Here is a 12,803-nt window from a genome sequence, read left to right as displayed (position 1 = left end):
CACAGTCCTCAAAGAACACCCGCTTAGCGTGCAGCCGCACTTCTCCAAGAAAAAGGAGGATCACACCTCCAGCCATTCCCGCCGGATATCATCTCGCGCCCGGAACTCATCAGGTGTGCCGTGATAAACAATCTCTCCATGCCCCATCACATAGACCTGCTGTGCAATCTTCAGCGCAATGGAAAGTTTTTGCTCCACCAGCAGGATGGAAACACCCGCTCGCGCAATCTCGGCGATAAGCTCCCCCACTTGCGTTACGATCTTGGGTGCAAGACCTTCTGTCGGTTCATCAATGATGATCAGGTCCGGATCACCCATCAGCGTCCGACATATGGTCAGCATCTGCTTCTCACCACCAGAGAGCACCCCAGCTGCCGTATCTGCCCGTGATTTGAGGTTGGGGAACATGTCGAGCATCTGCTCAATGCTCCACTTGCCTGGCTTGCGCATATCCTTGATGCCCAGCAGCAGATTGTCTCGCACACTCATCATAGGAAAGATGTCGCGGTTTTCGGGCACATACCCAAGGCCTTTACGCGCAATGCTATGACTTGGCTGGCCGGAGATGTTCTCGCCCTTGAACCAGATGTCTCCCTTTGGCGCCACCTCCCCCATAATCGCTTTGGCGGTGGTGGAACGCCCGACGCCATTGCGCCCCAGTAATGCCGTTACGCTACCTTTGGGTACATCCATGCTCACTCCGCGCAGCACATGGCTTTTGCCATAAAACGCGTTCAGATCGCGGACTTTCAGCATTTCATTTGAAACAGGAGTGCTCATGCCGTCACCTCCGCGAAATCTGCCTCATCTCCCAGATACGCTTCCCGAACCCTTTCATTGCCGCGGATCTCCTCTGGTGTTCCAGTTGCGATGATCTCACCATAAACAAGCACGGAAATCCGATCGGACAGCCCAAAGACAACCCCCATATCATGTTCCACAATCAGCAGGGTTTTGCCTTCCGTTGCCATCTCAATCAGCTCGATTGCCCGGTCGGTTTCAGAATGGCTCATGCCCGCTGTCGGTTCATCCAGCAAGATCACATCAGCCCCACCAGCAATGGTGATGGCAATCTCCAAAGTACGCTGATCCGCGTAGGTCAAAAGCACGGCAGGCACATCAGCCTTCTCTGTCAGTCCTACCTTCTCCAGCACTTCTGCTGTCTTGCGTTGCACTTCTCTCAAGTTGCCGATGTTGCGCCAGAAGCTGTGCCCATAGCCAAGTGACCACAGCACCCCGCAGCGCACATTCTCTCGCACGGACATGTTGGCAAAGATGTTGGAGACCTGAAAACTCCGCGATAGCCCAAGCCGATTGATCTCATAGGGTTTCAGGCCGGAGATCTGCCGCCCACCCAGACTGATTGTGCCGGAACTTGGCGGAAACGAACCGGAGATCAGGTTGAATAGTGTAGACTTGCCAGCCCCGTTCGGTCCAATGATCGCGTGGCGCTCTCCTCGTACGATTTCTAGAGAGACCCCTTCAATGATCTTTGCAGGACCAAAGCTTTTACGCACATCCGTCAGCTGTAAAGCAGGAGCTGTCATGAGCCAGTCCCTCCCTGTCTGGAAAGCACTCTGAGCAAGCCCATGCCGACACACGCCAACACAAGGCCAATCACCCATGGCATCACCTGATCTGGCGCCAGATGCCAGCCAAACGGCTCAAACGCTTCGCCAAAACCATTGGAATGACGAACAGCCAGTTCCACCAGCACAACAACACCTGCTAATGCAAGCAGCGCAGAAATCAGATAAGCCCCAAGCCGGAGGAACTCCTTCACTCCAAAGGAACTCTTGAAAGCATTGGCCCCACTCAGCAACAAACCAGCAAGACCGCCCGGCGCAAACAGGATCATCCCGATAAACAACAGGCCCAGATAAAGCAGCCAGGCTTCAGAGTAATCAGAGAGGTTGGACTGCATATAAGTGAGCACTACAGCACCAAGGATCGGCCCGGCAAAGTAGCGGGCACCGCCGATGTACGCCATCAGCAACACCAAACCGGACGGCACCACACTCAGGCTCTCCGGTGTAAAGATCTCATAGTTCACCGCAGACATACCGCCCGCCAAACCAGCAAACCCACCGGCAGCAATGAACACCAGATAGCGAACCCGGTTAGGGTTATAGCCCACAAACTGAACCCGCTCCGGATTATCCCGCACCGCTTGCGCCAACTTGCCAAGCGGAGTTCGCGTGAAGGCATACATCAATGCTGTACCAAGAAACGTCCAGAAGGCGATGAACCAGTAAACCTCGCCCAGAGGACCAAGCGACAAGCCAAACAGCTCAATGCCATTCATCCGGTCACCGGTGATCCCCTCTTCTCCACCAAACACGCTGATGAACATAAACCCGGCAGCAGCCACCAACTCGGCAATACCAAGCGAGATCATGGCAAACGGCACCCCAGCCCTCCGGCAAGATGGCCAGCCGATCACGGCTCCCGCCAGTGCTCCGCCAGCAAAGCCCACCAATGGCAAGGCAAACATGGGAAACGACGTCCATACACCACCATCATAGCTGGCGTTCTCAATGGCGTTCATCGCATGCATCGCCGCATAGCCACCAAGGCCAAAGTAAACCGCATGGCCAAATGAAAGCATACCCGCCTGCCCCAGCAACATGTTGTAGGAGAGCGCAAAAACCATGTTGATGCCGATGGCATTGAACAGCGACAGCCATGTTCTGGAAGGCTCAAACAGCGGAATGCTCAAAAGGATCAATGCAAGCAGCAGAAGTGGCAGTACCCGTGTTGCAAACTTGTAGCGCGCACTCGGCGCCAGATCAGGCAACCGGTCAAGACTGTAGTCGGTCAAAACTCACGCTCCCCCATCAGGCCGCGCGGACGCAGCATCAACATCAAAACCAGAAGAATAAACGGCAACATGGGCGCCAGAGACGCAATCGTAATGCGCCCGACATCTCCATCCGCACTCAAACCTGCAAACGAGAAGATCTCGGCAAAGCTGGCATCAATGGAAATGGCGAAGGTCTGCAAGAAGCCAATCAGCAAGCTGGCGATAAACGCCCCTTCCAAACTGCCCATACCGCCAACCACGACCACCACAAACACAATCGGCCCAATGGAAAACGCCATGGAGGGCTCAGTCACCAGATAGTTGCCGCCGATTACGCCAGCGAGCCCCGCCAGCGCACATCCCGCTGCAAACACCAGCATGAAAATCCTCGGCACGTTATGTCCCAGATGAGACACCATATGCGGATGGGTCAGCGAAGCCTGAATGATAAGCCCGATCCGAGTACGCTTCAGCAGGTACCACAGTCCCGCCAGCATCCCGATGGACACAGCCAGCATGAAAATCCGGTAAGCCGGATACTGCGACCCGAAAAGTTCAAAGAGAGAAAAATTCAACTCAGGTGGAATCTCGTAGGCAACAGCAAACTTACCCCAGATGATCTTCACCAGCTCCTCAATCACATAAGCCAGCCCGAAAGTGAAAAGCAGCTCGGCCACATGCCCGCTGGCGTGCACTTTGCGCAAGCCCCACTTTTCAACGCACGCTCCAGCGGCTCCAACGCAAATCGGCGCCAAAAATAACGCAAACCAGAATCCAGTGTGCTGGCCAAGGGTAAAAGCAAAATAGGCACCCAGCATATAAAAGCTGGCATGAGCCATATTAAGAACGCCCATCATACTGAAAATCAACGTCAATCCGCTGGACAGCATGAAGAGCAACAGGCCATAGATCAGCCCGTTGAGCAGAGCAAAAACAACCGTCTCCATAACATCCCCTAGAAAACTGGGCGTACTCAGACCCGATTGCCCGAGCACGCCATTGATCAGACGAGAATGTTAGGAAGGACGCCGCATCCTGCACGTGGTCGGTGTTTCAGTCGCCGCTGCCGGAATGGTAATATCTGTCTTGAACCCGTAACCGGTGTTCTCAACATCACGGGCAACACCCTCAGAAAACGTAGAGATATAAAGCGGTTGCATCAGCTGGTGATCATCCGCTCGCATGGTCACCTCACCATAAGGGGTCTCATAAGTCATCCCTTCCAGCGCCGCCGCAATCTTGGGAACGTCCACCGAACCCACACCGTCAACCGCTTTATCCAGCATGTTCATCAGCGTGAAAACACGCTCATAATAGTAATCGAGGCTATTGGTTTTCTCAAAATCATCCACCCGAGCCATCTGCTTCTCAGAGGCTTCAATATTTTCATGGAACTCGGTGATCTGCTTCACCAATCCAACCGCGCTTTGCCCCATGGCCGTCGGAGCCCCGAGACCACCACCATAGAACGTCAGATACGGCACGGTGTGACCAGACGCATTGGCTGCCTTCACCAGCAAGGTCATATCTGTCCCCCAGTTGCCGGTGAACACAACATCAGCCTTCGCACTCATCATCTTCTGAACGTAAGGCGTGAAATCCTTAACCTTGCCAATAGGATGAAGCTCAGCCCCAACAATCTTGATATCCGGACGTTTCTCCTCAATCATGGACTTCGCAGCAGCCGTGAATGCCCGCCCGTAAGAGTAATCCTGCGCCAGAATATAAGCGGACTTGATGTCTTTCTGATCCCGCAACCAGTCCGTCAGACCCGCCATTTTCATGTCCACATGCGCATCAAACCGGAAGTGCCAGTAGTTGCATTTCTTGTTGGTGAGCGCGGGATCAACCGCCGCATAGTTTAGGAAAAGTACCTCTTCTCCCGGATTACGCTTGTTGTGCTTGGCAATCGCGTCCGTCAAAGCATTGGCAACACTCGACCCGTTCCCCTGCGCGATAAAGCGAACACCCTGATCAATCGCCTTCTGCAGCTGAACAAGGCTCTCTTTCGGATTGATTTTATTATCAAAAGCAACCACTTCCACCTGCATGCCGCCCATGCCACCTGCAGCATTAATCTCATCTGCCGCATACCGGAAGTGCTTTAACCCCGCATCACCCGTACTCCCAAACGGACCAGACAGCGGATCAATATAGCCAATCTTAATTGTCTCAGCTTCCGCAGAGAGAACTCCACCGGAAAGCAGAAGTGCAGTTAGACTAGTTTTCCAGAAAACACCTTTAGACAAAACAACCCCTCCCCCAAAATGATTTTTCTTTATAATTTTATTAAGGCAATGAGATCTGCAACACGTTCTATTGTCAAGCAATAAGTAAAACTCAATTCTACATAGTGACTTAAGCCAGTTTCACATCCATTTCACATGTGATTCAGCCGCAGAAAGTCTTCATCACAAGTAACGCCGCAGCAGTATTGTATGCGGCCTGCAAATTTCTTCTTCAAACACCAGTGTTTTGTATCAAACAGCACAACACCTGCATGAGACGCCCCCTACAGAATAACGCAGATAAATCAGTAGAGTTAGGGACTGTCGAATGGACAACTTCAAAATCATTCACGACTTGATGGTTGAAGTCGGGCCGCTTCTGGAAGCCTTGGAAATATCAGAGTACGCCGAAGCAAAAACCTGGACCATTCTTCTGGAAGATTTCCTGCTCATTCTGGAGAGTGATGAGGACAACGGCATCCTACACATCTCCACGATCCTCGCAGCCCCAACACCAGAAGCACGGCAGGAAACCTATCAAAAAGTCCTCTACTACTCCGGCGAGCAACAAGCCGAAGACAACTATCGCGTTGGTCTTGTTGAGAAAGATGGTGACCTTGCGCTGATCAAGACAGAGTACACCAACAACCTCGACAAGAACAAACTCTACACCACGCTCAAAAACTTCGTCAGCGAAGCCTCAAAGCTCAACGACATGATCGAGACCAGCGCCGCACCCCAAATCGCGCTGACTGAAAACACCGGCGAGATCATCTTACCTGCGTAATTGGCATTTCCGTGCAGGAAAAACCCGAAATCATCTCTTAAATTTTTACTCAAGTGTTTGCTGCGGCACACCTGTGGCTTTTTCCAATTGTTAGAAGCGAAAGGTGAGTTGGCCTGAAAGCAAGAGCAGGCTGAAATCAGGAGCAGGACGTGCAAAAAATCTTTCAAACGATGTCGCAGAGAAATGACGTTCTCTTGGCATTTCTGTTGATCGCAATCGTATTTATGATGATCCTCCCGTTGCCGACGGTTCTCGTGGATACGCTCATTGCCATCAACCTCAGCCTTGCAGCAATCCTGCTCATGGCCGCGCTCTACCTGAAGGATGTTGTCGCCCTCTCGGCGTTCCCGTCCATCTTGCTTCTGACAACCCTCTTCCGCTTGTCGCTGTCCATCACGACGACCCGTCTGATCCTGCTGAAAGCCGATGCCGGTGAAATCATCGACACCTTTGGCAACTTCGTGGTGCAAGGCAATCTGGTCGTCGGTATTGTTATCTTCCTGATCCTCACCATCGTGAACTTCCTCGTAATCACCAAGGGCTCCGAACGCGTGGCAGAAGTTTCCGCCCGCTTCTCCCTTGATGCGATGCCGGGCAAGCAGATGTCTATCGACTCTGACATGCGGGCCGGCCAGATCGAGCTGGACGAAGCAAAGCGCCGCCGGTCCAAGCTGGAAAAAGAAAGCCAGCTTTATGGCTCCATGGACGGCGCTATGAAGTTCGTGAAGGGCGATGCCATCGCGGGCCTGATCATCACCGCCGTTAACATTATCGGCGGCGTCATCATCGGCACCTCCCAGCACGGCATGAGCGCTGTTGATGCGCTGGATCGCTACACCATCCTCACCATTGGTGACGGTCTGGTTGCTCAGATCCCGGCTCTGTTCATCTCCATCACCGCTGGCTTCATGGTTACCCGCGTAAGCACCGATGACTCCAGCGATCTTGGCTCTGACATCGCCAAACAGTTGAACGGTGAACCGAAAGCCCTGATGATCGCAGCAGCGATCATGGTTGGCTTCGCGCTGATCCCTGGCTTCCCTTCTGTTATCTTCCTGCTGCTGGCAGCTATCTTTGGCTCCATCGCTTACTTTGCAATGCGCCGGACCAAGACCCAGTCTGCGAAGAAAGACTCTCAGCAGCTCTCAGCTTTTGCCCCGCTATAGCGCCGGAAGGTGAAGCGCAGATGATGCCAGATGAGGACATGGCAACCGAGGTGGAAGCCGCACAGGATCTGGCGATTACCATCACGGTTCCTTTGATCGTCGATATCTCGTCCTCCGTACGCTCTACCCTCAACCCGAAGAAGCTGGACAGAGAAGTCGCAAAGGTTCGCAAGGCGCTTTACTTCGATCTCGGCGTCCCCTTCCCTGGCATCAAGCTGCGGCTGAACGAAAGCCTGCCTGAAGGCGAGTATCGCATCCTCGTCAATGAGGTGCCGGTTGCCCGTGGCGCAGCCCGTTCTGGTTACTTCATTGCCCGCGAAACACCGCCAAACCTTGCCATGTTCAACATCCCTTACGAGGAAGGTGACAGCTTCTTGCCGAACACTCCATCCTTCTGGGTGAGCAACAGGCACTTTGAGCAGGCAACCCGCGCAGGCATTCAAACCCTGACTCTGACCGGCATGCTCAGCCTGCATCTGGCTCATGTCCTCAAGCAGCACGCAGCAGAATTCCTCGGCATTCAGGAATGCATGTTCCTGCTCAAGCACATGGAAAGCGATTTTGACGAGCTGGTGCGCGAAGTAAACCGCGCCGTCCCGCTCATCTCACTCGCTGATGTTCTCAAACGATTGGTCCGTGAAGACATCTCCATCCGTGACATGCGCACCATCCTTCAGGCCATCGTGGAATGGGGCCAGAAGGAAAAAGACCCGCTTATGCTGACGGAACACATCCGCATGGCATTGAGCCGCTACATCACACACAAGTACTCTGCAGGCCAGCACATCATCCCGGCGTACCTCATCGACAAGGACATCGAGGACGAGGTGCGCGGCGCGATCAGACAGACCAGCGGCGCGTCCTATCTGGCTCTGTCACCGGACACCCACCGCCAGCTCATCACCGTCATGCGCAGCGCCATCGGCGATAATCTGGCGCACAACGGCATTGCGCCGGTAATCCTGGTGCCAATGGATATCCGCCGGTTCTTCCGCAAAGTGATCGAGCGTGATTACGCGGATCTGGCAGTGCTCTCCTTCCAGGAGCTGGCACCAAACGCGAACATCCAGCCACTAGAGAAAATCAGTTTACGCGGCAAGGTTGGCACCCTACCAGCCTGATCCCCGAATACCGCGTAAAACCTGCCCTTTGCCCGGGCAGTGAAGGTGGAACCCGAATAACCAAAATCAGAAGCCCCAACTTCGGGTAATCGGGTTCCACCTATTCCTCAGAAATCTTCACATGTCGGGAAAATGTCGTCTTGTTCTGACACCACCTTCCTCAAGTAACTTTCTCTGCAACAGCCCTGCAACAAGCACCAAAAGCACCGCATGACCTGTCATGCAGTGGGGAAGCTAAGATCCCGAAAAACGGGGAGAGCAAGGCGAGCAGGCAGTGCCTGCGCATTGTAAATAAGTTAGTTTCTTCGGCATTGGCTGCTCGCCTCGCCCGGGCGTTTTTGTATGAAACAAGATCTCCACCGAAAGGCATTGGGAGCAGGTGCCTACCCATCAGGATCAGCCCTCACAAAGCACAAGGCTTTGATCAGAACCTCCCCCTCTGAGCAGTTGCTATCTGGAACAGTTTGACCTGTCCGTGACAGCTGCAGCTGCCAGTGTAGACGCCCATCGGGTGACCAGCTTCCGCTTGGTCCCTGCACTAAAGACTTTCAAGGGGTGTTTCAACGAACCCGCCAGATGATGCGTTACTTCACCCGGTAGCCCCGCCCAGCCCACGCCGCACTGACGGTCGGTCCGCCAGCTGCCCGTTTACGTGGACATAAGTTAAGTATGGGGCTGGCAGACCTAAGGGGAATAACTTTTCCGCTCAAGGCATCACGCGCTTAAGGAATGGCTCCACAACATGGCCCCAAATCTCAGGTCCGTTATCCCAAAGAAACACGCCATGACCTTTTTCACCATCTAGTGGCAAAATAACAAGCTCCTGCTCTGCATCACTCTCTGATGTAAAAGCTTCAAAATAGAACTGAGCTAATTTGGGGCTAAATAACTCATCATTATCTGCATAAATCCAGAGAACAGGCACTTTTACGGTAGAGCCGTACGCTCTGAAATCACGCTTAACCCGATCTGTATTGCCTAGTTCATCACGGTTGATTGCTCCAGCTCCGGGAGCGAACGTGACGACTCCAAGAACACCTTCAGGGGCTTTACTGGCAACACCAAGAACGCCATTACCTCCCGCAGAAAGCCCAACAAGAACAACTTTATCATTTGCAACAAACTGTTGCTTCCGGAAATAACTAACAGCGCTCTTGATATCGTGAATAGTCTCTTCAAAAAGCTCAAGCGCATAAGATGAGTTATCTCCCTTCACAACAGAACGCACGCCTTCAGAACGCCCATATCCTCGGCGAATGACCACGGCAACAGCATACCCCCGTGCCAAAAACCACCGGATTGCAGCATCAGGCCGAAAGTCATAAGCACCATCAGTTGGCGCATCCGCCGCCATACCGTGGTTGAAGACCGCCAAAGGAAACGCCCCCTCTCCATCCGGCTTAAAAACAGTTGCCTCCAGCGTGATTGTCCCACTGCCATCTTCCAACTCAACCGGCGCACGCCAAACCTGCATGTTGAGTTCACCGAGTGGTTCACCAATCGCACCAGTCTTAAACTCAGCAGCCTCTCCTAATGCCGGAAAGGCCAAAGACACACCGATGATTGCTAAAGCACACGCCAGCCAACATCGTTTTTTAAATATTGAAAACACAGCAACCTCATTTGAAATACAATTGAATTACAAATCAACTGCAAATGAAGCACGATTCCTTAGTGACGGCAAGTTGTGTTTTTTGAGAGATGCAGCCAGCACAACTCCTCAGAGCATAGGAGCCTTAGCCTTTTGAGAAAGATAACAGGAGCTTAGTTCGGCTTGTCTTCGCCAGTCTTTTTCTCATGCTCAAGATCGATCACACCGCGTTCAAGCGGTCCGTTGTAAAGGATGTCTTTGTTCTGATCGATCCAGACAAGGATCTCCGCAACCGCAGCAAACATATCCTGCGGAATAAGTTCTTCAATCTGCACTTCTGCATGCAGCATGCGGGCAAGTTTCACATTGGCAAAGATCGGCACACCAGCGGCCTCTGCTTCCGCACGCATTTTAAGCGCGGTCAGATCAAGCCCCTTGGCAACAACCAGCGGCACAGCAACTTCATCCGGGCGATAGGAGATCGCAACCGCATAGTGGGTCGGGTTCACAACCACCGCACTGGCTTTGCGGGTGTTCTCAAGGTTATCGCTCATCAGGATTTCCTGAGAAATCCGCTTCCGCTGCCCTTTAATTTCAGGGCTGCCCTCAGACTCTTTATGTTCCCGCTTCACCTCTTCCTTGGTCATCTTCAGGCTCTTGATGTGCGTATGCTTCTGGAACATGAAGTCAAGGATGGCCACGCCCACAAATGCCAGAAACGAAATCCCAAGGATCAGTTTCATGATCGCACCACTGATGTTCGTGATGCAGGGAATACCGCAGGAGAGAGAGTTGATGTAAGCGCCAATGGCATACTTCACGGTGAAGTACAGCATGGTGCTGAGCAGAACGATTTTCAGGATCGACTTAAGAACCTGTACCACTTGCTTGAGCGAGAAGATACGCTTGAAGCCCTCTGCCGGACTGATCTTGCTTAGCTTGGGCATGATGCTGTCGACAGCCCACAGGAAGCCAAACTGTACAAAGTTTCCGAAAATACCGGCAGCAATCGCAACACCGATCAACGGCAGGACAATATCCATAAAAGTGGAGAAGACACCAAACACCCCTTCCCCGGCTGAAGAAGAGAAGTCACGCCGTGTTGCCAGATCGGCAAGATCATCCATCAACCCGACAAGCTTGGAAAAGTTCAGATCCCAGGAGAACCAGAGATAAGCAATCACTGAAAACAACGAGATCGTCGTCGTTACTTCGGTACTCTTAGCCACCTGCCCTTTCTCACGAGATTCACGTTCTCGTTTGGGGGTGGGGAGTTCGGTCTTTTCGCCGGAACTCTGCCCACTCATGGACCGACCTCCAGCTTCTGATCCTGATAGATCTCCTGCCCCTTCTCAAAGATCCCGAACATCTCATCCGTAAACAACTTCAGCTCAATCTGATGCTCCGCCGCTTCCGGCAGCAGGAAAGAGAGATAGAAGGTAAGCAGAATGACAGCCACGCCACTCTTGATCGGCATCGCCAGAATGAACACCTGAATTTGCGGATCAAACCGACTGATAATCGCCAGTGCAAACTCTGAGAGGAACATCAGAATAACCAGCGGCGCTGCCATGATGAACATCAGACGCATGGCATTATCGAAGATGGACAGGATCAACTCAGGAAATTCTTCCGGCAGCACAGGCACAAACTCGGTGACCGGAAAGATCATGTAGGAGTTGTAGACCAGCGTCAGAATGAAGAAGAAGCCCGGTGTCAGGAAGAGGTAGAGAATAAACGCACGGGAGAACAAATCCCCGATCGGCGAGCTTTCATTGCCCAGCATCGGATCAATACTGGACGCAACGGCTGCACCGCGCTGGTTGTCAATCAACGTACCGGCAGACTGCACAGCCCACAGCAGACAGGAGATTGTATAGCCAATCAGGAACCCGATGGCATACTCCTTGAAGAAGTAGACGATAAACATCGATCCGGTGGGCGAAAATCCGTCCACATACTGCAGGTTATAAGGGTAAAGCGGGATCGCAATCACCATGACAACCACGTTGCGCGCCATACGCGACATGAGCGTGGCGTTAAACAGCTGGGATGTCGCAAACACCGCGAAAATGCGCGGAAACGTCAGCAACAACACCAGAAAGGCGTCACGATGGAGTGAGGTGATCTCCGCAATCAGGTTCATCGGCGTTACCTGACCAGTGTCGGGAAGTCGTCAAACAAAGCCTGCGTGAAACCGATGGTCTCCGACCCAAGAAAGCTGGACATCATGAACAGCGTCAGCGCCACGGCAATCAGCTTCACACCAAACTGGATCGTCTGTTCCTGCATCTGTGTCAGAGCCTGCAGCAAGGACACCGCAAGACCAACCAGCGAAGCCACAATGATCGGCGGCAGAGACAGCATCATCACAAGGATCATGGCCTCGGAAATGCGGTAGACGGCGTCTTCTGGTGACATAGGCTACTCCTCTCACATTTCCGGTTAAACGTAGGTCTTGATCAGACCAAGGATCAGGCGCGACCACCCATCAACCGCCACAAACAGGAACAGCTTGAACGGCAGCGAAATGGTCAGCGGCGACACCATCATCATGCCCATGGCGAGCAGGATGTTGGAGACCACAAGGTCAATCGCCAGGAACGGCAGATAAAGCAGGAAGCCAATCTCAAAGGCCTCCCGAAGCTGAGAAACCGTGTAAGCCGGCAGCAGGATCGCAATGCTGTCAGCACTCATGCTGTCAGCAACCTCCGCAGGCCACAGTTGGCGGGAAGCTTCCAGAAAGAACGCCTTTTCCTTACTATCCGCATGCTTGGCCAAAAACTCTTCCAGCGGCCCTTTGGCGGCGACAAACGTCGTCTTCATATCCTCCACCGTGGCGATGGAGTAGTTCCCCTTCTCCAAAATCTCAAAGGTCTGGAGGAAGACTGGCAGCATGATGTAGCCAGACAGAATAATCGCCAGAGCATTCAACGCCATATTCGGCGGAATTTGCTGCACACCCAGCGCGTTACGCACCAGCAGCAAGACCACCGACAGCTTGATAAAGGACGTGGCAACAATGGCCAGAAACGGGACAAGGGCCACGACCACAAGTGCCAATATGAGCGTGAATGGATCAGACGTCATCAGCAAATCTCTGGTTG

Annotated in this window: 14 protein-coding genes; 4 read left to right on the top strand and 10 right to left on the bottom strand. The window is 52.9% G+C overall.

Annotated features, from left to right (window positions below; translation table 11 throughout):
* Positions 1-60: 60 nt before the first annotated feature.
* The 5 genes from JCM12308_RS07545 to JCM12308_RS07525 all read right to left on the bottom strand — a co-directional run bounded on the left by JCM12308_RS07545 (position 61) and on the right by JCM12308_RS07525 (position 5,052).
* Positions 61-756 carry an ABC transporter ATP-binding protein gene (locus JCM12308_RS07545; RefSeq protein WP_054783454.1) on the bottom strand — a complete coding sequence of 232 codons (696 nt, stop codon included), beginning with the start codon at positions 754-756 and terminating at the stop codon, positions 61-63.
* Between the two features lie 20 nt (positions 757-776).
* On the bottom strand, positions 777-1,547 hold the full coding sequence (locus JCM12308_RS07540) for an ABC transporter ATP-binding protein (protein ID WP_054783343.1): 771 nt from the start codon (positions 1,545-1,547) through the stop codon (positions 777-779).
* A complete protein-coding gene (locus tag JCM12308_RS07535; RefSeq protein WP_054783342.1) occupies positions 1,544-2,821 on the bottom strand; it encodes a branched-chain amino acid ABC transporter permease in 1,278 nt (425 codons plus the stop codon). The genes JCM12308_RS07540 and JCM12308_RS07535 overlap by 4 nt, the downstream gene beginning before the upstream one ends.
* Positions 2,818-3,750: a branched-chain amino acid ABC transporter permease gene (locus JCM12308_RS07530; RefSeq protein ID WP_054783341.1), complete on the bottom strand. Its 933-nt coding sequence runs from the start codon at positions 3,748-3,750 to the stop codon at positions 2,818-2,820. The genes JCM12308_RS07535 and JCM12308_RS07530 overlap by 4 nt, the downstream gene beginning before the upstream one ends.
* 69 nt (positions 3,751-3,819) lie before the next feature.
* On the bottom strand, positions 3,820-5,052 hold the full coding sequence (locus tag JCM12308_RS07525; RefSeq protein WP_054783340.1) for a branched-chain amino acid ABC transporter substrate-binding protein: 1,233 nt from the start codon (positions 5,050-5,052) through the stop codon (positions 3,820-3,822).
* A gap of 307 nt (positions 5,053-5,359) precedes the next feature.
* Between JCM12308_RS07525 and JCM12308_RS07520 the strand changes: the two genes are divergently transcribed.
* The 3 genes from JCM12308_RS07520 to JCM12308_RS32160 all read left to right on the top strand — a co-directional run bounded on the left by JCM12308_RS07520 (position 5,360) and on the right by JCM12308_RS32160 (position 8,105).
* The gene (locus JCM12308_RS07520) at positions 5,360-5,818 is read left to right on the top strand and encodes a type III secretion system chaperone (protein ID WP_054783339.1); all 459 of its coding nucleotides are present in this window, start codon (positions 5,360-5,362) and stop codon (positions 5,816-5,818) included.
* A gap of 170 nt (positions 5,819-5,988) precedes the next feature.
* A complete protein-coding gene (locus JCM12308_RS32165; protein WP_280138360.1) occupies positions 5,989-6,984 on the top strand; it encodes an FHIPEP family type III secretion protein in 996 nt (331 codons plus the stop codon).
* A gap of 20 nt (positions 6,985-7,004) precedes the next feature.
* Complete coding sequence (locus JCM12308_RS32160; RefSeq protein ID WP_280138359.1) at positions 7,005-8,105, top strand: FHIPEP family type III secretion protein; 1,101 nt, start codon at positions 7,005-7,007, stop codon at positions 8,103-8,105.
* A gap of 706 nt (positions 8,106-8,811) precedes the next feature.
* Here the strand turns inward: JCM12308_RS32160 and JCM12308_RS07510 are convergent.
* Complete coding sequence (locus tag JCM12308_RS07510) at positions 8,812-9,660, bottom strand: alpha/beta hydrolase family protein (protein WP_208608981.1); 849 nt, start codon at positions 9,658-9,660, stop codon at positions 8,812-8,814.
* A gap of 4 nt (positions 9,661-9,664) precedes the next feature.
* On the opposite strand from JCM12308_RS07510, the gene JCM12308_RS28255 reads away from it, so the two are divergent.
* Positions 9,665-9,853 carry a hypothetical protein gene (locus tag JCM12308_RS28255; protein WP_164845278.1) on the top strand — a complete coding sequence of 63 codons (189 nt, stop codon included), beginning with the start codon at positions 9,665-9,667 and terminating at the stop codon, positions 9,851-9,853.
* 16 nt (positions 9,854-9,869) lie between these two features.
* Here the strand turns inward: JCM12308_RS28255 and sctU are convergent, their stop codons facing one another.
* From sctU to sctR, 4 genes are read right to left on the bottom strand one after another with little or no spacing between them, the layout of a single operon-like run.
* Positions 9,870-11,003: a type III secretion system export apparatus subunit SctU gene (sctU, locus tag JCM12308_RS07505; RefSeq protein WP_008547285.1), complete on the bottom strand. Its 1,134-nt coding sequence runs from the start codon at positions 11,001-11,003 to the stop codon at positions 9,870-9,872.
* Positions 11,000-11,842: a type III secretion system export apparatus subunit SctT gene (gene sctT / locus JCM12308_RS07500; protein ID WP_008547110.1), complete on the bottom strand. Its 843-nt coding sequence runs from the start codon at positions 11,840-11,842 to the stop codon at positions 11,000-11,002. Before sctT ends, sctU begins: the two co-directional genes overlap by 4 nt.
* A gap of 5 nt (positions 11,843-11,847) precedes the next feature.
* On the bottom strand, positions 11,848-12,117 hold the full coding sequence (gene sctS, locus JCM12308_RS07495; RefSeq protein ID WP_008546860.1) for a type III secretion system export apparatus subunit SctS: 270 nt from the start codon (positions 12,115-12,117) through the stop codon (positions 11,848-11,850).
* A 24-nt stretch (positions 12,118-12,141) separates the two neighbouring features.
* Complete coding sequence (gene sctR, locus JCM12308_RS07490; RefSeq protein WP_041768662.1) at positions 12,142-12,786, bottom strand: type III secretion system export apparatus subunit SctR; 645 nt, start codon at positions 12,784-12,786, stop codon at positions 12,142-12,144.
* Between the last annotated feature and the right edge of the window lie 17 nt (positions 12,787-12,803).

The sequence above is a fragment of the Pseudovibrio denitrificans JCM 12308 genome, from assembly GCF_001310815.1.
Taxonomy (GTDB): Bacteria; Pseudomonadota; Alphaproteobacteria; order Rhizobiales; family Stappiaceae; genus Pseudovibrio; species Pseudovibrio denitrificans.
The sequence above is the reverse complement of the archived record's forward strand: the minus strand, read 5'-3'. Positions and strand labels throughout refer to the sequence as shown.

Coding starts and splice junctions, on each gene's coding strand:
- sctU (WP_008547285.1), bottom strand. CDS start 11,003: ATGAGTGGGCAGAGTTCCGGCGAAAAGACCGAACTCCCCACCCCCAAA.
- sctS (WP_008546860.1), bottom strand. CDS start 12,117: ATGTCACCAGAAGACGCCGTCTACCGCATTTCCGAGGCCATGATCCTT.
- sctT (WP_008547110.1), bottom strand. CDS start 11,842: ATGAACCTGATTGCGGAGATCACCTCACTCCATCGTGACGCCTTTCTG.
- sctR (WP_041768662.1), bottom strand. CDS start 12,786: ATGACGTCTGATCCATTCACGCTCATATTGGCACTTGTGGTCGTGGCC.
- JCM12308_RS32160 (WP_280138359.1), top strand. CDS start 7,005: ATGATGCCAGATGAGGACATGGCAACCGAGGTGGAAGCCGCACAGGAT.
- JCM12308_RS28255 (WP_164845278.1), top strand. CDS start 9,665: ATGATTGCTAAAGCACACGCCAGCCAACATCGTTTTTTAAATATTGAA.
- JCM12308_RS07545 (WP_054783454.1), bottom strand. CDS start 756: ATGCTGAAAGTCCGCGATCTGAACGCGTTTTATGGCAAAAGCCATGTG.
- JCM12308_RS07530 (WP_054783341.1), bottom strand. CDS start 3,750: ATGGAGACGGTTGTTTTTGCTCTGCTCAACGGGCTGATCTATGGCCTG.
- JCM12308_RS07520 (WP_054783339.1), top strand. CDS start 5,360: ATGGACAACTTCAAAATCATTCACGACTTGATGGTTGAAGTCGGGCCG.
- JCM12308_RS07540 (WP_054783343.1), bottom strand. CDS start 1,547: ATGACAGCTCCTGCTTTACAGCTGACGGATGTGCGTAAAAGCTTTGGT.
- JCM12308_RS32165 (WP_280138360.1), top strand. CDS start 5,989: ATGTCGCAGAGAAATGACGTTCTCTTGGCATTTCTGTTGATCGCAATC.